Origin of the sequence: Streptococcus sp. Marseille-Q5855 (assembly GCF_946901985.1) — a bacterium.
GTDB lineage: Bacteria > Bacillota > Bacilli > Lactobacillales > Streptococcaceae > Streptococcus.
In genome coordinates, this window is the sequence record NZ_CAMPPR010000006.1 from 246110 (window position 1) to 268958 (window position 22849).

A 22849-nucleotide genomic window follows, 5' to 3' on the forward strand; every position below is an offset into this window, starting at 1 on the left:
GATTTACCATGTCAAAAGAAGTTATTGTTGAAAGTTTTGAACTTGATCACACCATTGTTAAAGCACCCTATGTTCGCTTGATTGGGGAAGAAACAGGACCAAAGGGAGACATCATCTCCAATTATGATATTCGCTTGGTGCAACCAAATGAAGACTCTATCCCTACTGCTGGTCTTCACACTATCGAGCACCTCTTGGCAAAACTCATCCGCACCCGTATTGACGGCATGATTGACTGTTCACCATTTGGATGCCGCACAGGCTTCCACATGATTATGTGGGGACGTCACACCAGTGCTGAAATCGCGGCTGTTATCAAGGATTCGCTCAAGGAAATCGCTGAAACTACTACTTGGGAAGACGTCCCTGGAACAACCATCGAATCTTGCGGAAACTACAAGGATCACAGCCTCTTCTCTGCTAAAGAATGGGCAAAACTCATCCTTGAACAAGGGATTTCAGATGATGCCTTTGAACGTCATGTGATTTAAACGTAAAAAAGGAACCAGTTTTTCAGCTGGCTCCTTCTTTTTTATGCTCAAAATCCTGTCTTAGGCTTTTTCACGAATGACCAAAACACCATCTTCCATGTCAGCTTCTAGGTGTTTAGCATCAAGGTTATCCAAGTGGAAGTCTGTGACTTTGTCACGGATTTGTTGTTCAACCACACGACGGAGTGGACGAACACCCATGACTTCATCGTAGCCTTCTTCTGTAATATAGTCCTTAGCCACTTGACTGACTACCAAATCAATGTCTTTCTTAGCCAAGGTTTGGTTGACTTCAGCCAACATCAAGTCCACAATCTTAGAAAGATCTTCCTTCGTCAAGTGTGAGAACTCGATAACTGCATTAAAGCGGTTGAGGAATTCTGGACGGAAGAATGGTTTCAAACGGTCCATCAACTCTGGTTTATCCGCATCTTCTGTCAAGTTGGCTTCATAGCCAAATCCAGCATTTGAAGTCGCAATAATGACAGTGTTTTTAAAGTTTACTGTATTCCCTTGACCATCTGTCAAACGACCATCATCCAAAACTTGGAGGAGAAGGGTAATGACTTGAGGATCAGCTTTTTCAATTTCATCCAAGAGAATGATAGAGTATGGATTGCGACGAACACGTTCTGTTAAGGTATTGCTATTGTCATCATAACCCACATATCCTGCTGTTGTACCAATTAGCTTAGAAACGGCTGTTCGATCACTGTATTCAGACATATCCAAACGGATGATCGCATCCTTGGTTCCAAACATATCCAGTGCCAATTGTTTAGCAAGTTCCGTCTTACCAACCCCAGTGGGTCCTACAAAGAGGAAGCTACCGATTGGGCGATTACCTTCATCAAAACCAGCACGGTTACGACGGATGGCACGGGCTACAGCTTCAACTGCCTTATCTTGGCCGATTACCTTATCTTGCAAGCGATGAGCCATATCTTTCAAACGTTCGATATCTGATGCTCCCATTTGTGACACTGGAATACCCGTCATTCGTTCTACAGACTCAGCCACATCGTTGACACTTGCAGTCACTTTCATATCTTCTGTGTGGTTTTCGATTTTCTTTTCCAATTCTGCGATGCGTGTTTTATAGTTTAGAGCCGCCTCAAAATCTTCTGCCTCAACAGCTTTTTCTTGCTTGTCTTTTTCTGCCTCTATTTCACGTTCAACAGCATGCACATCTGTTACAGGATGCTGAGCTGCCAAGTGGGCTGCCGTTACGTCCACAAGGTCGATAGCCTTATCTGGCAAGCTACGTTGAGGAATGTATTGAACAGAATAATCCACTGCTGCTTTCAAGACCTCGTCTGGCAAAATGACATTGTGGTGTTGTTGATAGAGGTCACGAATTCCTTGAAGGATTTTATATGTATCCTCTGCTGAAGGAGCATTGACCTTGACTTCGTTGAAACGACGAGCAAGAGCAGCATTCTTCAAGATGGTATTACGGTATTCGTCTTGAGTTGTTGCCCCAATCACTGTCAATTCTCCACGAGAGAGAGCTGGTTTGAGAATATCCGCAAGCCCCTTAGAACCACTGTCACCTCCAGTAGATCCAGCACCGAGGATTTGGTGAATTTCATCAAAGAAGAGAATGATATTTCCCGCTTCTTTCACTTCATTGACTAAGTTTTGAACGTTTTCTTCAAAACTACCGCGGTATTGAGTACCAGCCTCAAGACCTGAAATATCAATGGAAATAATTTCCTTGTTCTTAATAGCAGCTGGAACATCACCATTCACAATCGCTTGTGCTAGACCTTCGACAACTGCTGTCTTACCAACACCTGCATCTCCGACCAAAACAGGATTGTTCTTGGTACGGCGTGAAAGAATTTCAGACGTTTCTTGAATTTCCTTGTTTCGTCCGATAACAGGATCCAACTTGCCCTCGCGAGCTTCTGCTGTCAAGTTTCGACCTAGTTTAGCAAGGACACCGTCTTGTTTCATACTTGAAGCCTGTTGTGGCATTCGGCCATCAACTTCTACATTTCCTGGCAATTGACCCGTTGCACGATAGTGAGCAAATTCCTCAGGTGTGACTTCACGTCCATTAATCAAGTAGCGACGATTTTCAGAACTATATCCTCGCATACCACCCATCAATTGGTTAAATAAATCATCCATGTTGTTAAAATTATTAAAATTGTTGTTCATATTCTTTACCTCTTTTTTGTATTTCTTCGTTATTATTACTGATATTGACTATCTTTGACCTTTGTTTTAAAAAATTTAGACTAGCTAAATCGCTACTCTAGGTACTATTTCTGGTTTTTCTTTTTCAAGCAGGAGTAGACTATCTTTACTTCTGAAGATTTCTAGATTAAACATAGACCCCACCTCTTTCTATTTTACTTTAAATAATACTCTTCGAAAATCTCTTCAAACCACGTCAGTTCTATCTGTAACCTCAAAACAGTGTTTTGAGCACTTCCTAGTTTGCTCGTTGATTTTCATTGAATATAAGCGTTCGAGTAAGGCTTTCATTTACCTTACGTTCATAATATACTACATTGGTCAGAAAAGGTCAAGAGATTTGACTTTAATTGACCAATATTTTTTTAAAAAGCAAAAACACCCTGAAACATCAGAGTGCCATTCTTATATCAAATACAAAATTGCTAGTGTCAAGAGACTTGCTAGAAGTCCTACTCCCCAAAAGAAGAAGTCAACCTTCCACTCGCTCCAAGGATTTCCTTTACCAGACAATCCTCCAAGCTCAAAATGGTGATGCACAGGCGTCATACGAAAAATACGTTTACCACCAGTCATTTTGAAATAACTGACTTGCATCATAACCGAAGTTGTTTCAAAGACATAAACAATTCCGATAATCAAGAGAGTCCATTCTTGGTGGAGAGCCATTGAAATAGCTGCCAGCATTCCACCGAGAGCCAAACTCCCCACATCTCCCATAAAGACCTTAGCAGGCTTATGGTTAAAGACAAAGAAACCAAGCAAACCACCAATCATGGCAAAAATCACTAGTAGGATATCCATCTGACCTTGCACATAGGCAATAACTCCATAGGCAGACAAACTAATCACAACGGAAATACTAGCTAAACCGTCAATGCCGTCTGTCAAGTTGACTGCATTTGAAAAACCGACTAGCCAGAAAAGGGCGAAAAGAATATAGAAAATCCCTAGATGCACTTGGTAACCAAAGACTGAAAGCATATCGCCCCCACGCTCATAGAAAAGGTAGAAAACGACCCCACCTAAAAGCTGAAGAGCCAATTTTTGCTTAGGATTCAGCCCCTCATTGATTTTACGGAAGACCTTGAGGAAGTCATCTAAAAATCCGACAAGTCCATAAAGGACCAAGATGAACAAAATCATTCCTACATTATTGCTAAATTGGCTACTAAATAGGGCAAAAAAGAAAGCAACCAAAACAGAAGCAATTAAGAAAACCAAACCGCCCATTGTAGGCGTGCCAGCTTTTGCCTGATGCTGTTTGACATCCTCATGCATCTGCTGGCCTGTAATTTGCGCCTTTCTATAAAATTGGATAAAGGCTGGAATTCCTACCAAAGTTAGTAAAAATGTCACAATTCCAGCACTGATGGAAATAAACATATTAGTCTCCTAAAGTTAATGTAATTTTTTTAATGTCCTTGATAGCTGTATTAGCACGAACATCTTGCTTCTGCACAGTAGAGCCTGAACCTTCAAATACAAGTTCTATATTTAACCACTTAGAAAAAGCTTCTGCGGTTGCTTTTGTCCAACCATACATATCTGGAACTTCCTCTGCTTTATCAGATAAGAGGAGAACTTGCTGGTTAGGTGCAAGATCTGTCCCTTCTTCTACAGATGATTCTTTAATCTTCGTTCCTGTTCCTACAACGATTGGTTGCACAATATTGCGACGTAAGGCTTCCGCCAAATCGCCAGGTGAAATGTCCTTGATGCTAGGCATGGCATAGGCGCTTTGATTGGTTACCTGATCTAACGTTTTAGAGGTAGATTGCAGGTTAAGGGAATCTTTCATAGCCACTGCTCTTTCCAAGATAGGATTGGCAAATTCTCCCAACTGGATACCTGAATAATGTTCAGGTTGTTGAACCGTTACATACAAGATAAAATCAGGATTTTCAGCAGGATTCATAGTCACAGCTGAGAAAATATAATTGGTAGAACCAACCAAGTATCCTCCATTTTTCTCATCAGCGATTTGAGCCGTACCGGATTTAACTGCTACATTTTGTCCAGGAACTGTTATAATTGGCTTTCCTGTGTAGTGATTATACATAGTTCCATATAGAGGGTCCGTCCCAACTAATATCATGTTAGTACGAGTCAAGCTTGCTGTATCTTCAGATACAGGTTTTCCTACAATCTCTTTTTGAGACTTTCGTACAGACTGATTGTTAGTATCATAAATAGCACTTATAAATTTTGGCTCCAGCATAACTCCATCATTAGCAATAGCTGTAAAGGCACGAAGCATTTGTGTTTGTGTCACTGAAATTCCTTGCCCAAATGAGCTTTGAGCAATACTAACAATATTATCAGCTGGAAGTTGACCAGCGTATTCATCTGTCAAGCCAAAGCGAGTTGGAACCCCAAATTTAAAGCGTTTTAGATAATCCAACCAAGTAGCATCTCCCATTTTTTGTTCAAGTAGACTCATTCCAACATTACTGGAGTGAGCGAAACCTTGTAAGAAAGTCATCATCCCACCAGTAGTCAAACCCTCATTAACATCCCAATCTCGAGTCGTCGCATCCGCTATTTTAAATTCACTGCTATTGAAGTATTCTCCACTTGGGAAGGTATTATTATCAATAGAAGAAGCTAACGTCATAACCTTCATGGCTGATCCTGGTTCATAGTTACTTTGATAAAGAATATCACGCCAAACAAAGTCCTCAGTGATTCCTTCTTTAGTATCTGCATTAAAGGTAGGTCGTTGGGTGGTAGCGAGGATTTCACCGGTCTTTGCACTGACCAAGGTCGCGGTCATATACTTACCTTTTACCTTTTCTAGAAAGGCATCCATCTGAGTTTCCATGAAAGATTGTAGCGGACTAGACAATGTTGTATAAACATCCTTGCCATCCACAGTTTGTTGCGATACCAGTTCTGTACCTGGTACGATATTTCCTACACGGTCTTTTTCATAGGTAATAATACCGTCTGTCCCTGCAAGAATACTGTTCAAGGAACTCTCCATTCCAGAGGTTCCCAGCAAACTCTTGCTTCCATCTTCATTTTCATGGAGCTGAGCTAGACCGATAAAACTAGAAGCAAATTGTCCGTTTGGGTAACTACGATTAGGACTGGTTGTAAAATCAATCCCCTTGACCTCTGCAGTTTCCAACTCTTTTTTGATAGCCATCATATTGGCATAGGTAATTCCATTGCCCTTCGAACCAAAGGAAACTTGGGTCAGATTTGGTTGAGCTAATTGCTCTTTCACATAAGCTTCATCCATGTCTAAATACTTATGGAAGACTTCAGCTACCTTATTAAACTGCGAATCCTCTACATAAAGAATTTTTCCAGTTGCTGACTTGTATTTTTTATCAATAACAGCATAGACGTTATAAGAGGTCGCATCTTCAGCGATAGGCACTCCATTTCGATCATAAATAGTCCCACGTTTGGCAGGGACTGTACGGGTTATTTGGTGAACTTTCTTAGCCTCTTTGACTAGATCCGTTCCAAATTTACTACCACTCCCGATTATAACAGCAAAATTGACCAAAAAGACAGCGAAAAGTACGACAGCTAACAAGCTGATGTACTTCCCTACTATTTTACGGTTTTCTGCTGGAGATTTACGGTTTCTAATCGCAAATCGGGTTATTCTTTTTGTCCACTTCATATCTTACTCCGCTGATCGAATATTCTCGTTATTCAATTTTAAGTCCTTAGAATTTGCGATTTCTTTCAAGCGTTCTGCCCTCAACAATTCATTTACCTCTTGTTTGGCATCATCCAACTCTGTCTTCTTCTCTTCTATCTGCGCATTGATTTTTGTCAAATCATTCTGCACTTGCAAGAGCTTGGTCTGCATAAAAATAATACTAATTGCTACAATAAGAGTGGTTACAGCAATGGAAAAGTAAAAAGCTTTTTCCACACGCGAAAACCGTTTAAGTTGCATCTGTAGTATTTGACCTGTTTTTTCCATTCTTTCTGCCATCTTTTTTCCTCTTACTTGTGAATTTTTCTGGCCACGCGCAACTTGGCTGAGTGCGAGCGGTTATTGGCTTCTAATTCTTCTGCACTTGGCAAGATTGGCTTACGGGATACCAATTCCATCTTGGGCTTGAGATCATCTGGGATGAAGGGTAAGCCTTTTGGAACTTCAACCGTTGAAGCTTCCTTGAACAATTGCTTGGTCAAGCGATCTTCTAAGGAATGAAAGGTAATCACTGAAATCCTACCATCCAGAGCCAACATATCCATAGCCTGCTGGATGGACTCATCTGCCGCTCCCAGTTCATCATTGACTTCAATTCGAATAGCTTGGAAAATCTGCTTAGCAGGATGACCCTTCTTCTTAAGTTCCTTGGCAGGTTTAGCAGACTTGATAATCTCTGCCAACTCAGTTGTTGTCTCAATTGGCTTCACTTCACGTGCTTGTTCAATCTTACGCGCGATCTGTTTAGAGAATTTATCCTCGCCATACTTGAAGAAAATACGAACCAAGTCATGATAGTCATAGTGGTTCACCACTTCATAGGCTGTCAGGCTAGCATCCTGATTCATCCGCATGTCCAGTGGCGCATCCTTTTTATAAGAAAAACCACGCTCACGCTGGTCCAATTGAGGACTAGACACTCCCAAGTCATAACAAATCCCATCAATTTCCTGAACACCAGCTTCACGCAAACGTGCCTGCAAATGACGGAAATTATCCTTGATAAAGGTCACCATTCCCTTTTCAATGTAAGGTGCCAAGCGTTGTTGCGCATTGTCAATGGCATTCTGATCCTGGTCAAAGGCATAGAGATGGCCCTTTTCACTTAATTTACTTAATAAATATTCGCTATGGCCTGCTCCACCCAAAGTCGCATCAACGTAGATACCGTCAGGCTTTACGTCAAGCATATCAATCGTTTCGTGGAGTAAGACCGTTACATGATGAAATTCTTTTGTCATATCTTATCTATTTTACCACAAATCCGACTAGCTTGCACTAGTCAGACAAATAGGGCAAAAAAAGTAAGATTTCTTTAAGAAATATGTCAAATATGCTTGACATCCACTCCATAGAAGAATATAATATAGTCAAATATATACGACACAAATCAGAAAGGAGTCCAGATGAATCGTGTGAAAGAATTTCGCAAGGAACTGGGCATTTCCCAGCTCGAACTCGCCAAGGATATCGGTGTCTCGAGACAAACCATCAATATGATTGAAAACGACAAGTACAATCCAACCCTGGAACTCTGTCTCAATCTCGCCCGCAGCCTCCAAACTGACCTCAACAGTCTCTTTTGGGAGGATGATTTTTAAAAAAGGAGCAAACTCATGAAAAAAGAAACCTTTACTGAAAAACTCATCAAACGCACATACGGTATTTCTGATCCACTTGACGAATACAAACGACGCGAGGCTGATCGTATCGGCAATCAAGTCTTTATCTTCCTCTTTTATCTGATGATTTTCGGAAATCTTATTCCACTCCTTCTGGCCTATAAATATCCTCAAGAAGTGGCTCTAATCTATCCTCCTCTGATTTTAGTGATTGCCCTCATCGCTGCTGGATATCTCACCTATCAAATGCAAAAAACAGGGATTACAGCTATTGATCCAGATATGCTGAGTGAGAAAGAAAGCAAGCAACTACATTCCCCTGGTCTGAAAGCAGGTTTGGTCTTTGGTCTATGGATGTTTTTTATAACTCCTCTTCTCGGTATACTCATAGGTGAAGGTCAGGACTATTTCCATTCTCTTCTCACTATAAGAAATGGTGTATCAAGCATTCTCGGTTCTATCTTCTTCGGAGCAAGCATACAGTTCCTCATCTCCCGTCGCATTGCAAAAGCCAAGAAAGATCAGGATAATGATTAGGAGCCAACTAATGAAAAAAGAAAAGAAACAGTTATGTTATCCTGGTCTGAAAGCAGGTTCGATTTATGGAACAGTGATATTTTTTATAATTCCACTCATTGATACCCTAACAAGTGAAAATCCAAATTTTATCACTTCTCTTCTAAATACAAAACATATTTTTAAAACTATACTGGGAGCTTTCTTTTTCGGAGTGATGATACATATTGTCGACTCACTTCGTATTGCAAGAGCTAAAAAAGACCATGATTAAGAGGTGCCCTATGAAATCATTACTAACTTTACTTACCTATCATCTTTTGTTCAGTTCTCTGCTCATCTTCATCATCATTTCAGGGAACTTAATCAGAGAGATATTCCTCGTGCTAGTCTTTATTCCAGCCCTTAACAAAGGACTGACTTATCTAAAGATTGACTCCCAAAAAACACGCATACTCAACTTAGCACTATGCTTTATGATTCTATCTTTACCACAACTGATGCTCATCTCAAGCGATTGGAAATATTATTTACTGCTGACTATCGCTAGCCTTTCTTCTATCACTTATCTTTATTATCTCTATCAATTCGTAAAAGAAAATCAGTAAAACTGCTCATTTAGGAGGTTACTAGTATGAAAAAAGATGACTTAACCACTCGCTTACTTCGAAATCTCTTTCACATTCAGGGTCCTTTTGATGAATGCAGACAAGAGATTATCTACAAAGCTTGTGCCCGTTCTATGGTTCAAATCGTTTATTCTTCCTTCTTTCTCTTCTTGTTTTATCTGTTATTTGGACGCTTCATAGAGGCCGTTCGCTATGCCATGCCCTACGTTTACTCTGGACTCATTTTTTTCATTACTTTAAAAACTCAAAGAGCCGTCAAAGAACTCCATCTGGAAAAAGATGACAAGTCAGAAATCATCCTCAAAACCTACAGCAAAGCCCAAATCAAATTTCGAAGCTGGGTTGTATTTATCGGTCTTCAGATTGGCCTCTTTACCCTACTCATCTTTCATAAAGTCTTCGTTCAGCAGATGTCCTTTTCAGATTTTGGAAAGTTGCTCATACAATTTGATAAAAGTGGTCCTTTCCTAATGTATGGCCTCATTATCGGTAGCATTTTTGGAACTCTGACCTACGGATTTCTATCATTACAGGAGGAGAAAACTCCTAAAAATACCAAACAAAAGGAGAAAAGCAAGCAATGACTTCACTATACGATTTTTCAATCTTGAACCAAGACAATCAAGAAACTCCACTAGATGCCTATCGTGGGAAAGTTCTCTTGGTTGTCAACACTGCTACCGGATGTGGTTTAACGCCCCAGTACCAAGAACTTCAAGAACTCTATGATCGCTATCAAGAACAAGGTTTTGAGATTTTAGACTTCCCTTGCAATCAGTTTATGGGACAAGCACCAGGTAGCGCAGAGGAAATCAACGCCTTCTGTAGCCTACATTATCAAACCACTTTCCCACGTTTTGCCAAGATCAAGGTCAACGGTAAGGAGGCGGATCCCCTCTATGTTTGGTTGAAAGACCAGAAATCTGGCCCACTAGGAAAACGAATCGAATGGAATTTCGCTAAGTTTCTCATCGGTCGTGATGGGCAGGTCTTTGAACGCTTCTCTTCCAAAACAGACCCAAAACAAATTGAAGAGGCCATACAAACTCTACTATAATTCACAATCTCACTATGATTAGGTTTCTTTTAGCCTGATGAATAGTGAGATTTTTTGATTAGCTTTTACTTATACTCTTCGAAAATCTCTTCAAACCGCGTCAACGTCGCCTTGCCATATGTATGGTTACTGACTTCGACAGTTTCATCTACAACCTCAAAACAGTGTTTTGAGCTGACTTCGTCAGTTTCATCTACAACCTCAAAACAGTGTTTTGAGCTGACTTCGTCAGTTTCATCTACAACCTCAAAACAGTGTTTTGAGCAGCCTGAGGCTAGTTTCCTAGTTTGCTCTTTGATTTTCATTGAGTATTAAATAGAACAAATGAATAAATGTCTACTAGGAATATCATAAACATCATGAATTTTCATCAAACAAAAAGGACTTAGCTCTATGCAATACAGAACTAAATCCTTTGAATGAATAATTGCTCTAACTTTTAGAATTCTTACAGAAATTCCAGTTTTTCTCTATTTGATACCAGACATTAGTTTTTCAATACGTGGAACGTAGAAGAGTAAGATAATACCGAATACAATCGTAATTCCTCCAACAATTCCATAGTAAGCCACTTCAGTTTCGCTTGTATAAAATTTTACAATTTGAGCATTGATAGCTTGGGCAGCAGCGTTACTCAAGAACCAGATAGACATCATTTGTGCTTGGAAGGATTTTGGTGCTAGCTTAGTAGTGACTGATAGACCAATAGGCGAAATCAACATCTCCCCCACAATCACAATAGCCCAACTCATAATCAACCAGAAAGGACTGACCTTAACATCTGTCCCAAAGAGCATCCCTGGTAACATCATCCACAAGAAGGATAAACCTGCTGCTAATAAACCGTAAGCAAATTTCTTAGAAGAGGACGGTTGCTTTTTACCCATTTTCCCCCACAACCATGCAAAAATCGGCACATAAATCATAATGAAAAGTGGATTGATACTTTGGAAAAAGCTAGATGGGAAATGAATCTGATTCCCAAATACATTAAAGTAAAGTCGAGTTTGATCATCCGCAAATAGAGCGAGAACAACAGACCCCTGCTCCTCAATAGACCAGAAGAGTACTCCAGCGATAAATAAAGGAATGTAGGCAAATACTCGGGATCTCTCAGTAGCAGTTATTTTCTGACTAGATAAAATTTTGAAGAAATAGTAGATTGGAATGATTACCGCAATCACTGTAAAGATATTAACAATCATATCCACGTTAAATTGGTGAGTAAAGACTAAGCCTATAATCACCAGAATAACCATGACAAGTGTAAGTAGCAAGCGTTTAATCAAGGTCTGCTGGTCCTTCTGTGAAAGTGGATCAGTGGGGTAAAGACTTGATTCAGGCAGGTATTTCTTCCCATCTAAAACATATTTCACCAGACCAAAGAACATCCCAATGGCAGCTAATGAGAAACCTAGATGGAAATTGACTTCCTGACCTAGATAACCTACTAAATAAGGGGCAACGAAGGCACCTAAGTTAATACCAAAGACAAAGATACTAAAACCTGCATCCCGTCTATCATCCTCTTTCTCATAAATTCCCCCCACCATATCTGAGATATTGGGTTTTAAAAATCCAGTTCCAAAGATAATCAAGGCAATAGAAAGATAGAGAGCCACTTGTCCAAAAGGTGTTGCCAAAGCAATATGCCCTAGCATAATCAGAATCCCACCGTAAAAGACAGTCTTACGGCTTCCTAAAATACGGTCACTGACAAAACCACCAATAACCGAGGACAAAAATACCAGCGAGCCATAAATCGCCATAACCGATGCAGCCGTGGTCTTATCCATCCCCAACCCACCATCTTGCACACTATAGTACATATAGTAAAGTAGGATAGCTCGCATCCCATAGTAAGAAAAGCGTTCCCACATCTCTGTAAAGAAGAGGGTGGACAAGCCCATAGGATGTCCAAAAAATGTTTTCTGTTTTTCCATATATATTCTCCTTGAACGATATAATAATTCATTTTACAGAATTTTCAAATAAATGTCAAACAAATCCTGTTTGTTTTAGAAAATTTTCTGAAAAAATCACACGTCTCATACTTAATTCCATCATAGAAATCCATTTCAGACTAACTTCCACTTCAGCCAGGCAAGTGGAAGTTACGTTGAAAAATCACCTTTAAAAATTTGCTATTGTTTCGTTTAAAAATGTTTCAAACCTTGAAACATACTTATCCTTTCCTCTTCAGTAAACAAAAAACATCCCTATGCCAAACTTGTAATTACTAAAATACAAGCCAATAAGCATAGAGATGTAAAACTGTTACACATTAAAAAATAAATAATTAGTAATCAAATAATAGAAATTGTGTACGAAATTTCTCAATTAGTTTTCATTAGTAAATATCATTTCCAACAAACGCCCTCTCAATTCCTTATCCTGATGATGCAAGATATTCATTAACTCATGAGAATTTTTCGCATTGATGAATTGATTTAACAATCTATCTTTTAATTCATATGGAAGAGAAGCCGTCTTTAGTAGTCTGAAAACTTCATCATTCAGAGATGTCGTTTTATTATCTTTACATTCAAATCTAGCTGTATCATTCTTATTTGGCAATTCAATCATAGACACATTCGTTCCTTTAAAATGAATTCTATGTTTTCTATTACTTGGAACGATACTAGAATCTCCTTGTAATGTTAGCTCTACCATCCCCATTTCCCAGTCGATTGATAATCTTGTTTTATATCTTTGACCATTTTGATCTTCAATCATTTCAAAAGAATGTTGTTCGCCTGGGAATACATACCAATCTACAACTTCAGGTAAATCAACACCCATATCTATCTCAGAACCAACCAGGGGAATGATTGCACCACTTTTTGCAAACACAGGTATAGTCGAAATGTCTCTATAAACACTCAACTTCACACCACCTGTATATTTTTTCTCTGAAAAGAAGTCATACCATTCACCTTCAGGGAACCATACATCCACTTTTGCAGATTGGAATGCCAAATCCATCTTTTCTACAATGGGAGCCACCATCAGTTCTGTTCCAAAAAAGTATTGATTTGGAACATTATAACTCTCATCATTCTCTGGGTAGAAATAATACATTGGGCTGATTAATGGGGCACCTTCCTCGTGTGTCTTTACATTCATAGTGTATAGATAGGGAATCATCTGATGTCTCAAACGAAGGTATTTCTTCATAATCTTAGATGTTGTTTCTGAAAAAAACCAAGGTTCTTTACTATTAAAGGGACTTCTAGAACTATGTAATCGAGTTATCGGACTAAAAACGCCAAACTGTAGCCATCTGGTTTGTAGCTCTTCGTCATAATTCCCCAGCATGTGTCCACCAATATCATGACTCCACCAACTATAACCGATATTAGATGCAGTCGCTGTAAAATAAGGTTGAAATCTTAAGGAATTCCAACTAATAATAGTATCCCCTGAAAAACCAACAGGGTATCGGTGACTACCAGGCCCTGCATATCTTGATAAAATCAAACCACCTTCTGCATTTTTACAACTATCCTGATAATGATAATGGTTTAAAAGCCATAGTGGATCCAAGATTCCTTGTGTCCCTTGTTGCCAGTCAATCCACCAAAAATCTACTCCCTGCTTTTCTAGCTCATAATGAACATCTTTAAAGTAGGATTCTCTAAAAGATGGATTAAAAAAATCAAAAATAGCAGGTTCTTCTAGTTCTACATTTAACCCTAATCGTTTGGCAACTCGAGGATAAGCTTCTTCATAAGCCCGTATACCATCAGCAGGATGGACATTTAAGGAGAGTTTTAACTTTCTATCATGAAGTTGTTGCAATAACTGTTCTGGATTAGGTATTAAGTTTTTATTCCAACTATATCCTGTCCAGCCACTTCCAAAACGTGCTGGAATGTCAGTTATATGCCAATCCATATCTAACACACCGATAGATAATGGAATTTTCTCTGTTTCAAATCTGTCTATTAAATCCAAGTATTCATCCGACGTATAAGGCCAATACCTACTCCACCAATTGCCTAAAGCATATCTTGGCAACAAGGGTGTTGAACCAGTCAAATGGTAAAAGTCTCTGATTGCTCCTCTATAATCATGCCCATAGGCAAAGAAATACAGGTCAATTTGATTTTCTCTCTCAATATAACCAGACTGTTCATCCCAAATAAATCCTTGAGAATCATCCAATAAGGCTATACCATTTCTGCTAATAATTCCATCTTCTAACGAGATTGCTCCATCTGCCTCATCCAGAGTCCGAGCTGTTCCTTTTAACGTTTCAATAGATTCACCAAAATACCAGCGACTACCATATACGGCAAAATTTCCTTTTAATTCTATAAATAAATTTTCGGCGTTAAATTCTCCTTTATTAAAGTGCAGATGAAAATAGTCCGTCATAATATCTAGTACGTTTGATGTCTCGATATAATCTAACGAAACTTGGCCAAAATCTCTATTATAGATAAGTTGTGTCGTTCTATCCTCAAAACTTCCAGTTTGAGAGTATTCTAACCTTACTAGCTTGTCTGTTAATACAGAGATTCGATAAAACTCTCCCTTAAAAATTTTCACTTTGTTTTCCTCCTTTTAGTAAATTTCTTTACCTTATCAAACATTTTATTTGTTATCGTTACATTCATCAATCCGCAAAAAGCAAATCCCCCAAATGTAAATACGTAAATAGCTGTTAAAACTCGTTCTGGACTACTAAAACTCATATACAGTACAGAAATATTAAATAAAACCAACATGATAGCTTGTATTGGATTTAAAATACAAATTAATACGCTATTTACAATACTATTTTTTAGATTATCTTTAAATAGACCAATATAGGTAAAAATAACACTCATCAAAAGTATTATAACAAATAAAAAGGGCAACACTAACAATAAACTATACTCTGAAAATAAACTTGAATAGCCCCAAAGACAATAGTTCACATATAAAAGTAATTCTATTAGGAGGATAAACAACCAAATAAAAGTTGATTGTTTAAAATTTTGTCTAAAGATCCGAAAATAATGATAAGCAATATCGGTATCTTTACCTTTTAAAATACGATACCACATTGTCGTAAGAGAAGTTAATGATGCCCCAATTGTAACTATTGGAATACAACTAACAATAAATAGAGTATTTAAAATAATTAAATCTGTCAAAAAAGTTAAAATTCTAACCACTTTTCCATCTAATGAAAATAATTTTTGCATAATAGATATCTCCATAAAATCGATTGCCTTAACTCTATATTTTATAATGTCAGTTGCACAAAAATATTACCTAAATTATTTAAAAAACATTTCCAAATTTCTTTAAAAATTAGAATAAAGGAAGCGAGATCATTTGATGTTATCAGTCTCGCTTCCTGTAATTAGCTAGTCCCTTGTTTATACAACCAAGAGTTCATATAAAGTATTACTCTTTTACTTCTTTTTGGTAACGATTATATGCTTCCTGTTGAATCTTCATAAATTCGTCCAATCCCATATTCTTAAGAGTTTCTTTGTATGAGTCCCATTCTTTTTCTATGCCACCTTCAACTACCCATTTAGATGCTTGTTGTTTGACATAAGATTCAATACTCACATAGATTGATGATAATTTGTTAAGCTCTTCTTGTGAATAAATCACATTAGGGTAAGCTGGCAACGCAAATTGTTTCAAATCTTGCTCCATCTTCAATTTCAATCCATCACCTTGTGTTTGATCGATTTCTACGCGACTATTGATATCATCGCTTACGTATTTAGGACCAAAATCTCGAAGTGAATTAATCCATGCCCATTCATCAGCTGATTTACCATCTTTAGGAGGTAACACTTTAAACTTATCACCATTCTTTTCAGTAGCTATTCCAAATGATCCATAGAAATTCTGAATACTTGCTTCATCTGTATATAATTTATCCAACCATTTCAATAATTTAGCAGGGTTTTTGCTCTTATTTGTAATCAAAATTTCATTTCGACCATAGTTGTAATGATCTGGATCAGAAAAGACATATTGTTTACCATCCATACCTTTTAAAGCAGGTAGAGCAATATATTCACTTGAATGTAAGCCAAACGTTGCATCTGCTGTCCAACCACTAGAAACACCTACTCTAGATACTCCCTTATCCATACGTTTTGCTACACTCATAGAGGTATCTTCTGTAAAGATTTCCGGATCAATCAAACCTTTTTTATAAGCTTCATGCATTGCTGCAATCCCTTGTTTATAACTTTCTTCTGTACGAAGGTAGACTGGTTTTCCATCTTTTACAGACATTTCATATGTATTATCTGCACCTAAACGATTATTGAACGGAAGAATATATGAGAATGTTGGATCAAAGTTTCCTGCTCCAAATGGAATTTCATCAGACGCGTCTCCATTTCCGTTCGCATCTTTATCCTTAAATTCTTGTAGTACTTTTACTAAATCATCATACGTTTCTGGAACCTTTAATCCTAAATTATCTAGCCACTTTTTATTAATAAATAGCTGATTAGCTACAGTAGGACGCATCGGTAATTTTTTAGGCAGGCTGTAGATATGACCATCTGGTGAAGTAATCATCGCTTTAATCTTAGGTTCTTTCTCCATAGCCTTAGTTAAATTTGGCATGTTTTCCTTGATTAAATCTTCCAATGGAATAAACAAAGATTGGTTCTGAGCAATTTCTGAATCTGTAAAAGCATTTGAACCTAAAAATGCATCTGGTAAATCTCCGCTAGCAACCAAAACAGATTTCTTGTCTGCCCAATCTGCAGCTACAAGTGTGTCCCATTTAACATCAATACCTGCTTCCTTGGCAGAATCTGTTAGAAAACCTTTATGATAATCTTCTCCCCAGTCAGACCAACGAACAGTTGTGATTTTATAAGAATCTTCTCCAGACTTATCGTCCTTATTCGCATTATTGGAATTTGCGCAGGCTGTTAAGCCAGCAAGTGTAACTGTTCCTAAGAACAAATATGTAAATGATTTATGTTTCATGTTTTTCTCCTATTCTTTCAACGCGCCAATCATTACGCCTTGATTAAAATATTTTTGAACAAAGGGATACAACAACATAATCGGAGCGGTTGAAATAACAATTGCTGCATATTTCATCATATCGGCCTTGATACGAAGATCTGATGCCACTTCTCCTGTTGCTTGCGATTGTAACATTTGGTTACTAATTAGTAAACGTCGTAAAATTAATTGCAATGGTTGTAAATTTTCATTCGTTAAATAAATTAAAGCATTAAACCACGAATTCCAAATACCAACTGCAGTCCAAAGTCCAATAACTGCTATAATAGCTTTTGATAAAGGAACGACTATCTTAATAAAATAACGAATTGTACCACATCCATCAATTTGTGCAGCCTCCCACATTCCGTCTGGAATACTATTATTAAAGAAAGTTCTAGCAACAATAATATTGTATGATGAAACTGCAAAAGGTATTACCATTACCCAAAATGTATCAATCAAGCCTACATTCTTTACTGTTAAGTAGGTAGGAATCAAGCCACCTGATACGAACATAGGAATAATGTATAGAATGCTCATCCACTTTCTACCAACTAATTCTTTTCTAGATAAAGCATAACCAGCTGGAATATTGACTACTAAAGCAACTAAGGTACCAACAACAGTATATAAAATGGTATTTAGATAGCTACGCAAAAATAAAGGTTGTTGAATAAGACGTAAATATCCATCTAATTTCCATTCTCTAGGAATAAACCATACCTTCCCATTTGCAACATCTGAAGGATTGCTAAAAGATGCAATCACTACAAACCATAACGGATAAACAATTAACAGGATAAGGAAAATTGCTAAACCATAGGTAACTATATCAAATAATAATTCAGAGTTTGTTTTTCTTGATTTATGAAACCATCTCACTTTAAGCACTCCTTCCTTTAAAAAAGACCCGTTCTAGTATATCTTTTTGAGAACCAGTTAACAGATAACAAAATTATTAGATTGACTACCGTGTTAAATAACCCTATAGCTGTCGAATAACTATACTGAAAGTTCACCATACCAACTTTATAAACATAGGTCGAAATTATCTCACTTCCTGCTAAATTAAGAGGATTCTGTAATAGTAACACTTTCTCAAACCCTACACTTAATAAACTACCTGCTCTTAATATTAGTAAAATCATAGCAGTAGGCAAAAGTAATGGTAATTCTATATGCCGAATTTTTTGTAACCTAGAGGCACCATCCATAGTTGCAGCCTCATAATATGTAGGATCAATTGCAGAAAGCGCTGCTAGATAAATAATACTATCCCAACCAATATGTTGCCATACATCGCTCCAAACATAAACACCTGCAAAATGACTAGGTTTTGATAAAAGATCTGGAATAGTAATTCCAACAGACTTAAATACATTCGCTAACAAACCACTAGTAGGAGATAAAAATAAGATAATCATCCCACACATAACCATTGTAGAGATAAAATGGGGTAAGTAGGTTGTCACTTGAAATATTTTTCTAAATTTCCCAACTCTTAACTGATTACTGATTATAGCTAGTATAATAGGTAAGGGGAATCCTACTACAATACTATAAAGTGAAATTTTTAATGTATTGAACATAGTTGTCCCGAATTGGAATGATGAGAAAAATTGAGTAAAGTACTTAAATCCTACCCACTGACTAGCAAAGATACCATTGGCTGGTGAATAGTCTTTAAATGCAATAATTAGTCCCAACATGGGAATATAGGAAAATAAAATTAATAGCAATATTGAAGGAAAAAGTAATATATATAACGGAATACTATGCTTTAATTTTATTTTATGAAGTTGAGATGCTACTTTCATGTTTTTCCTCCCATCTGATTTTCTACGATTATTTTACACCATATAGAATTCCCTTAATAGAACTTTTTGGACTAGGTTTATCAATTTTTCAGTTTTTTAATTTCAAAAACTATTACTTTTCCGACATCTTGATAAAACATATCTGTTTTGTTACATGATATCATATTTTCAAAGTGCTATAATTTTAATAGGAGAATAGTATATGAAATTAAATCACGACTTATCAAAAAAACATTCCATTCATTTTTTCTTTAAACTCCTACTTGTACTACTATTGATAAATATTTTAATCAATATTGCTATGAGTAACATAACCAGAAATTTTATTAAAAACCAAAATATAGTACACTTGCGTAGTTCAATTGAAATTTATGCTGACTCTGTTAATGAGAAATTGCATTCTGTAGAACGCTTTATGTACTCAACAATAACGCATAATGAATCTTTAGAGAAATTAAATCATGTACAAACGTTTCTTGACTATCAAGAAAATCTCAAAAAAGTTCAAACTAGCTTTACAGAGTTTGAATATCAAAATGAAACTCATATGACATTCTTATTAGAAACCGATAGTACTGATCATTTTATAAATGTCTCCAATCTTTATATTCCATATGAAGATTATCTACTGTTAAAATCAAATCTAAAATCCTTGCGTAGTGATATAAGTGACCGTAAATGGAAAAATGTAACTACTAAAAACAGCGAATACTTAGTTAAATCTGTTCATTACGAAGGAAAAATCATTTATGCCGTCATATCTTCAGAAGATATCCTAAAACCTCTAAGAAAACTCAATATTGGAAATAATGGTAAACTTTCCCTAAAAGAGCCTAACAATATCCCCTCCGAAAACTACCTAATTCATGCTCAAAATGAAAAAACGCATTTACCTTTCGATATTTATGTTTTAGTCGATTATGCCGAAGTCTTTAGAAATATCACACTCTTAGAAGTATTTTTGTCAGCCGTTCCTATTATTATCACCATTTTATCAATCATCATTATCCTGTATATTCGTCAGTGGATGATTAAACCGATAACAAGACTCACTGAACGGCTCTCTCAACTTGGGGACTCCATCCCCCCTTCTGAATTTTTTATATCTGAAGGTATACTAGAAATTGATAAGGCAAATGATAAACTTAATAAAGTAATATTTGACATGCAAGAATTAAAAATACGAGAATACCATTCACAACTAGAACTTAAGAAGATTGAACTTAATTATCTTAAAAATCAAATTCGACCGCATTTCTACTTAAATATGTTATCAATGATTCATAGTATGCTTCAAACAAAAAACTATAAGGAAATTGAAGAGTTAACTATCCTAACTTCAAATTATCTCCGTCATTTATTTATGGCTAATCAAGATTTTTCAGAACTCAAAGATGAAGTTCAGCATATTAAAGATTATTTAGAAATACAACGAATTCGATATGGAAATAGCATCTACTTTTCACTAAACTACAATGATGACCTACAAAATACTCTTGTCCCATCATTACTGTTACAAACATTTATTGAAAACACAATCAAACACGGTTTTTCATTTCAGGATTTATTTACAATTTTGCTATCGATAAAAAAAGTAAAAACTGAGAACTCAGATTATATTCAGATTTGTATCGAGGATAATGGTCCAGGTTTCTCTGAAGAAATTTTATCAAAACTAAATCAGAAACAGTCTCTAATAACAGAAGATGGACATCATATTGGGATCACAAACACCATCGAACGTTTAAATCTTCTCTATCCTAATGACTATAGTATTGCATTTGAAAATAATGAAGAAGGTGGGGCTAAAATTCTTTTACTTATTCCATACAAGATTATCGACGGAGGTTATAATGAACATCTTATTAGTTGATGACGATCGCTTTATCATTGAAGCTTTACGAGAGAAAATAAATTGGGCTAAACTACACATTGACACTGTTTATGTTGCCTATAGCCTCACTCAAGCTCAAAATATTATTAGAGAGCATCCTATTGATCTCATGATAAGCGATATAGAAATGCCTCAAGGCAGTGGCCTCGAACTCTTATCTTGGATTAGAAATGAAAAATATGATATAAAAACAATTTTTTTAACTAATTACGCCGACTTCAACTATGCTCAAAAAGCAATTGAATTGCAAAGCTTTGAATACTATCTAAAACCCATTAACTTTGAAAAATTAGAATTTATTATTCAAAAAGCCATTAGTAAAATTGAGAATCATAACTTAAACGGAAAAAATGATGCACTTTTACAAATAGAAGATAACTTCTGGTATGATTACCTTAGAAAACCTCAAATTTCTCGCATTGATGAGCTAGAAAATATAGCAAGCAAACAAGATTTTATTCTTCAAAAACACCAGTATTTTTTTCTTGCAGTTTTAACAATCAATCTTAATGAAGAAGATTATTCTGCAGAAACTCCATCATGGACTTCTCAACTAAAAAGAGAACTTCAAAGAATTTCACAACCTTCTTATAAGCTGATAAGTCTATTCAAGATGGAAAGCCAGGTTGATCAATATGTTTGTCTCTTTAGAGTAGACTCATCCAAACGTAGTGACAAATTGGCATATGAGATTCATTCTCAAATTTCTAATAACTTTAGTAAATACTCAAATATTATATATAAGAGTTGCCATAAAATATCCGATATTTTATTTCATACCAAAGAACTCTACACTTATAATGAACAATATGTTTCTTATTGGAATACTATTACATGTGTTCCACATAGTTTTCCAACTTCCTTTAAAACAGAAACTCTTTCAATTACTTTTTTAGATAGCTTAAGTGAATACGAATTAAGAGAAAAAATTAATTCACTTGCCTATAATTCTCAAATTCCTACTTTCACACTACAACAAATTTTACTAGATTGGACTCAACAAATAGGAATATATCTAGATCAAAATGGAATTTCAGCTCATAAATTATTCCAAAACAGCACTCATGATTTCCTATTCCAACGACGCTTTCATTCAATTGAATCTTTCCAGGATTACTTTGATTATTATTGGTCACATGCTAAGAAATTTGCAACAAACATTGAAAACCAGAAAAATAGTATTCAACGTATTGTCGAATACATAGATCATCACTACTATGAGGATATAAATCGTTCTATATTAGCAGATATGGTTTATCTCAGTGCAGATCATTTAGCTAGAATTTTTAAAAAAGAAACTGGAGAAACTCTTGTTAAATATATAACGGATAAACGCATTAATGCTGCTAAATCTCTCCTATCTCAAACAAATATCTCAATATCACAAGTATCTTGTCAAGTAGGGTATGATAATTATTCTTACTTTACTAAAATTTTTAAACAAAGAACTGGACTTTCTCCTGGAGATTACCGTAAAACTTATCAAAACAAAATGTAAGTAATCTAAATCATTGAAATGATAAGTAAAATTCAAGGTCTGTAGTAATCTTTGAAATTCTACAGTTTTTCCAAAGATAGCTCCATAAACTTATTTGAAATTGCTGATAAGGTAACTTCTTAAAAAGTCAGTTTGAGAAAAACAGCCAGTAAATATTTCTAGAATAAAACGCATACTATCAAAAAAACTTGATAGTATGCGTTTTATTATGGAAATATTTCCTTCATTTTCTCCTGAAATAGAGCTTTTGCTATCCTATTTTTCTCTATTTCTAATGATTTACTTCAACTTCTTAGCTCTTGGGAAAAACAATAAAGATATGAACTAGCACATGCTACACCTCATAAACTGCGACATACAGGTACAAACTCAAATTTATGTCAATACTTCTAATGTAGTTCCTATGACAGTTGGAGATATTGCTTATCGCAATCTTAAAAAGTAATGG

At 36.3% G+C, this 22849-nt stretch carries 21 protein-coding genes and 1 pseudogene; 10 read left to right on the forward strand and 12 right to left on the reverse strand.

The window, feature by feature from the left end:
• Nucleotides 1-8: 8 nt before the first annotated feature.
• On the forward strand, nucleotides 9-491 hold the full coding sequence (locus OC529_RS07640) for an S-ribosylhomocysteine lyase (protein WP_000032547.1): 483 nt from the start codon (nucleotides 9-11) through the stop codon (nucleotides 489-491).
• Nucleotides 492-551: 60 nt separating this feature from the next.
• Here OC529_RS07640 and OC529_RS07645 read toward each other — a convergent pair whose 3' ends face one another.
• The 5 genes from OC529_RS07645 to rsmH all read right to left on the reverse strand — a co-directional run bounded on the left by OC529_RS07645 (nucleotide 552) and on the right by rsmH (nucleotide 7619).
• Complete coding sequence (locus OC529_RS07645; protein WP_262081881.1) at nucleotides 552-2657, reverse strand: ATP-dependent Clp protease ATP-binding subunit; 2106 nt, start codon at nucleotides 2655-2657, stop codon at nucleotides 552-554.
• Nucleotides 2658-3101: 444 nt separating this feature from the next.
• A complete protein-coding gene (gene mraY / locus OC529_RS07650; RefSeq protein ID WP_261077464.1) occupies nucleotides 3102-4082 on the reverse strand; it encodes a phospho-N-acetylmuramoyl-pentapeptide-transferase in 981 nt (326 codons plus the stop codon).
• Nucleotide 4083: 1 nt separating this feature from the next.
• Nucleotides 4084-6336, reverse strand: coding sequence for a penicillin-binding protein PBP2X (pbp2X, locus tag OC529_RS07655; protein ID WP_262081882.1), 2253 nt, complete (start codon nucleotides 6334-6336; stop codon nucleotides 4084-4086).
• Between the two features lie 3 nt (nucleotides 6337-6339).
• Nucleotides 6340-6657: a cell division protein FtsL gene (ftsL, locus tag OC529_RS07660; protein WP_137995949.1), complete on the reverse strand. Its 318-nt coding sequence runs from the start codon at nucleotides 6655-6657 to the stop codon at nucleotides 6340-6342.
• Nucleotides 6658-6668: 11 nt separating this feature from the next.
• Nucleotides 6669-7619 carry a 16S rRNA (cytosine(1402)-N(4))-methyltransferase RsmH gene (gene rsmH / locus OC529_RS07665; RefSeq protein ID WP_000159425.1) on the reverse strand — a complete coding sequence of 317 codons (951 nt, stop codon included), beginning with the start codon at nucleotides 7617-7619 and terminating at the stop codon, nucleotides 6669-6671.
• Nucleotides 7620-7784: 165 nt separating this feature from the next.
• Here rsmH and OC529_RS07670 point away from each other — a divergent pair, with 165 nt between their 5' ends.
• The 6 genes from OC529_RS07670 to OC529_RS07695 are packed head-to-tail and all read left to right on the forward strand — an operon-like array spanning nucleotide 7785 to nucleotide 10202.
• Nucleotides 7785-7979 (forward strand): helix-turn-helix transcriptional regulator, encoded by a 195-nt coding sequence (locus OC529_RS07670; protein WP_001082470.1) that lies wholly within the window; start codon nucleotides 7785-7787, stop codon nucleotides 7977-7979.
• Nucleotides 7980-7994: 15 nt separating this feature from the next.
• A complete protein-coding gene (locus OC529_RS07675) occupies nucleotides 7995-8537 on the forward strand; it encodes a DUF3278 domain-containing protein (RefSeq protein ID WP_262081883.1) in 543 nt (180 codons plus the stop codon).
• A gap of 10 nt (nucleotides 8538-8547) precedes the next feature.
• Nucleotides 8548-8790, forward strand: a complete 243-nt coding sequence (locus tag OC529_RS07680) for a hypothetical protein (RefSeq protein WP_262081884.1) — start codon at nucleotides 8548-8550, stop codon at nucleotides 8788-8790.
• A 10-nt stretch (nucleotides 8791-8800) separates the two neighbouring features.
• The gene (locus tag OC529_RS07685; protein WP_262081885.1) at nucleotides 8801-9124 is read left to right on the forward strand and encodes a hypothetical protein; all 324 of its coding nucleotides are present in this window, start codon (nucleotides 8801-8803) and stop codon (nucleotides 9122-9124) included.
• Between the two features lie 26 nt (nucleotides 9125-9150).
• Complete coding sequence (locus OC529_RS07690; RefSeq protein WP_262081886.1) at nucleotides 9151-9729, forward strand: DUF3278 domain-containing protein; 579 nt, start codon at nucleotides 9151-9153, stop codon at nucleotides 9727-9729.
• Nucleotides 9726-10202 (forward strand): glutathione peroxidase, encoded by a 477-nt coding sequence (locus tag OC529_RS07695; RefSeq protein ID WP_262081887.1) that lies wholly within the window; start codon nucleotides 9726-9728, stop codon nucleotides 10200-10202. The genes OC529_RS07690 and OC529_RS07695 overlap by 4 nt, the downstream gene beginning before the upstream one ends.
• A 65-nt stretch (nucleotides 10203-10267) precedes the next feature.
• Here OC529_RS07695 and OC529_RS07700 read toward each other — a convergent pair whose 3' ends face one another.
• From OC529_RS07700 to OC529_RS07730, 7 genes are all read right to left on the reverse strand, one after another.
• The gene (locus OC529_RS07700; protein WP_262081888.1) at nucleotides 10268-10507 is read right to left on the reverse strand and encodes a hypothetical protein; all 240 of its coding nucleotides are present in this window, start codon (nucleotides 10505-10507) and stop codon (nucleotides 10268-10270) included.
• Between the two features lie 165 nt (nucleotides 10508-10672).
• Nucleotides 10673-12145, reverse strand: coding sequence for a peptide MFS transporter (locus OC529_RS07705; protein WP_262081889.1), 1473 nt, complete (start codon nucleotides 12143-12145; stop codon nucleotides 10673-10675).
• 397 nt (nucleotides 12146-12542) lie between these two features.
• A complete protein-coding gene (locus OC529_RS07710; RefSeq protein ID WP_262081890.1) occupies nucleotides 12543-14756 on the reverse strand; it encodes a glycoside hydrolase family 31 protein in 2214 nt (737 codons plus the stop codon).
• Nucleotides 14753-15397, reverse strand: coding sequence for a DUF624 domain-containing protein (locus OC529_RS07715; RefSeq protein ID WP_173213399.1), 645 nt, complete (start codon nucleotides 15395-15397; stop codon nucleotides 14753-14755). Before OC529_RS07715 ends, OC529_RS07710 begins: the two co-directional genes overlap by 4 nt.
• Nucleotides 15398-15602: 205 nt before the next feature.
• Complete coding sequence (locus OC529_RS07720; protein WP_262081891.1) at nucleotides 15603-17168, reverse strand: extracellular solute-binding protein; 1566 nt, start codon at nucleotides 17166-17168, stop codon at nucleotides 15603-15605.
• Nucleotides 17169-17177: 9 nt separating this feature from the next.
• A complete protein-coding gene (locus OC529_RS07725) occupies nucleotides 17178-18074 on the reverse strand; it encodes a carbohydrate ABC transporter permease (protein WP_001267167.1) in 897 nt (298 codons plus the stop codon).
• 17 nt (nucleotides 18075-18091) lie between these two features.
• Nucleotides 18092-19009 carry an ABC transporter permease gene (locus tag OC529_RS07730; RefSeq protein ID WP_000861543.1) on the reverse strand — a complete coding sequence of 306 codons (918 nt, stop codon included), beginning with the start codon at nucleotides 19007-19009 and terminating at the stop codon, nucleotides 18092-18094.
• Between the two features lie 202 nt (nucleotides 19010-19211).
• Between OC529_RS07730 and OC529_RS07735 the strand changes: the two genes are divergently transcribed.
• The 3 genes and pseudogenes from OC529_RS07735 to OC529_RS07745 form a co-directional block, all read left to right on the forward strand.
• Nucleotides 19212-20882: a sensor histidine kinase gene (locus OC529_RS07735; protein WP_077804316.1), complete on the forward strand. Its 1671-nt coding sequence runs from the start codon at nucleotides 19212-19214 to the stop codon at nucleotides 20880-20882.
• Nucleotides 20863-22401 carry a response regulator gene (locus tag OC529_RS07740; protein ID WP_224218677.1) on the forward strand — a complete coding sequence of 513 codons (1539 nt, stop codon included), beginning with the start codon at nucleotides 20863-20865 and terminating at the stop codon, nucleotides 22399-22401. The genes OC529_RS07735 and OC529_RS07740 overlap by 20 nt, the downstream gene beginning before the upstream one ends.
• Before the next feature lie 321 nt (nucleotides 22402-22722).
• Nucleotides 22723-22846 (forward strand): annotated as a pseudogene (locus OC529_RS07745) (site-specific integrase); the annotation flags it as partial.
• Between the last annotated feature and the right edge of the window lie 3 nt (nucleotides 22847-22849).

Excerpts from the sequence above, each read along its gene's own strand:
- OC529_RS07640 (WP_000032547.1), top strand. The coding sequence starts at position 9 with ATGTCAAAAGAAGTTATTGTTGAAAGTTTTGAACTTGATCACACCATT.
- OC529_RS07645 (WP_262081881.1), bottom strand. The coding sequence starts at position 2,657 with ATGAACAACAATTTTAATAATTTTAACAACATGGATGATTTATTTAAC.
- mraY (WP_261077464.1), bottom strand. The coding sequence starts at position 4,082 with ATGTTTATTTCCATCAGTGCTGGAATTGTGACATTTTTACTAACTTTG.
- pbp2X (WP_262081882.1), bottom strand. The coding sequence starts at position 6,336 with ATGAAGTGGACAAAAAGAATAACCCGATTTGCGATTAGAAACCGTAAA.
- ftsL (WP_137995949.1), bottom strand. The coding sequence starts at position 6,657 with ATGGCAGAAAGAATGGAAAAAACAGGTCAAATACTACAGATGCAACTT.
- rsmH (WP_000159425.1), bottom strand. The coding sequence starts at position 7,619 with ATGACAAAAGAATTTCATCATGTAACGGTCTTACTCCACGAAACGATT.
- OC529_RS07670 (WP_001082470.1), top strand. The coding sequence starts at position 7,785 with ATGAATCGTGTGAAAGAATTTCGCAAGGAACTGGGCATTTCCCAGCTC.
- OC529_RS07675 (WP_262081883.1), top strand. The coding sequence starts at position 7,995 with ATGAAAAAAGAAACCTTTACTGAAAAACTCATCAAACGCACATACGGT.
- OC529_RS07680 (WP_262081884.1), top strand. The coding sequence starts at position 8,548 with ATGAAAAAAGAAAAGAAACAGTTATGTTATCCTGGTCTGAAAGCAGGT.
- OC529_RS07685 (WP_262081885.1), top strand. The coding sequence starts at position 8,801 with ATGAAATCATTACTAACTTTACTTACCTATCATCTTTTGTTCAGTTCT.
- OC529_RS07690 (WP_262081886.1), top strand. The coding sequence starts at position 9,151 with ATGAAAAAAGATGACTTAACCACTCGCTTACTTCGAAATCTCTTTCAC.
- OC529_RS07695 (WP_262081887.1), top strand. The coding sequence starts at position 9,726 with ATGACTTCACTATACGATTTTTCAATCTTGAACCAAGACAATCAAGAA.
- OC529_RS07700 (WP_262081888.1), bottom strand. The coding sequence starts at position 10,507 with ATGAAAATCAAAGAGCAAACTAGGAAACTAGCCTCAGGCTGCTCAAAA.
- OC529_RS07705 (WP_262081889.1), bottom strand. The coding sequence starts at position 12,145 with ATGGAAAAACAGAAAACATTTTTTGGACATCCTATGGGCTTGTCCACC.
- OC529_RS07715 (WP_173213399.1), bottom strand. The coding sequence starts at position 15,397 with ATGCAAAAATTATTTTCATTAGATGGAAAAGTGGTTAGAATTTTAACT.
- OC529_RS07720 (WP_262081891.1), bottom strand. The coding sequence starts at position 17,168 with ATGAAACATAAATCATTTACATATTTGTTCTTAGGAACAGTTACACTT.
- OC529_RS07730 (WP_000861543.1), bottom strand. The coding sequence starts at position 19,009 with ATGAAAGTAGCATCTCAACTTCATAAAATAAAATTAAAGCATAGTATT.
- OC529_RS07735 (WP_077804316.1), top strand. The coding sequence starts at position 19,212 with ATGAAATTAAATCACGACTTATCAAAAAAACATTCCATTCATTTTTTC.
- OC529_RS07740 (WP_224218677.1), top strand. The coding sequence starts at position 20,863 with ATGAACATCTTATTAGTTGATGACGATCGCTTTATCATTGAAGCTTTA.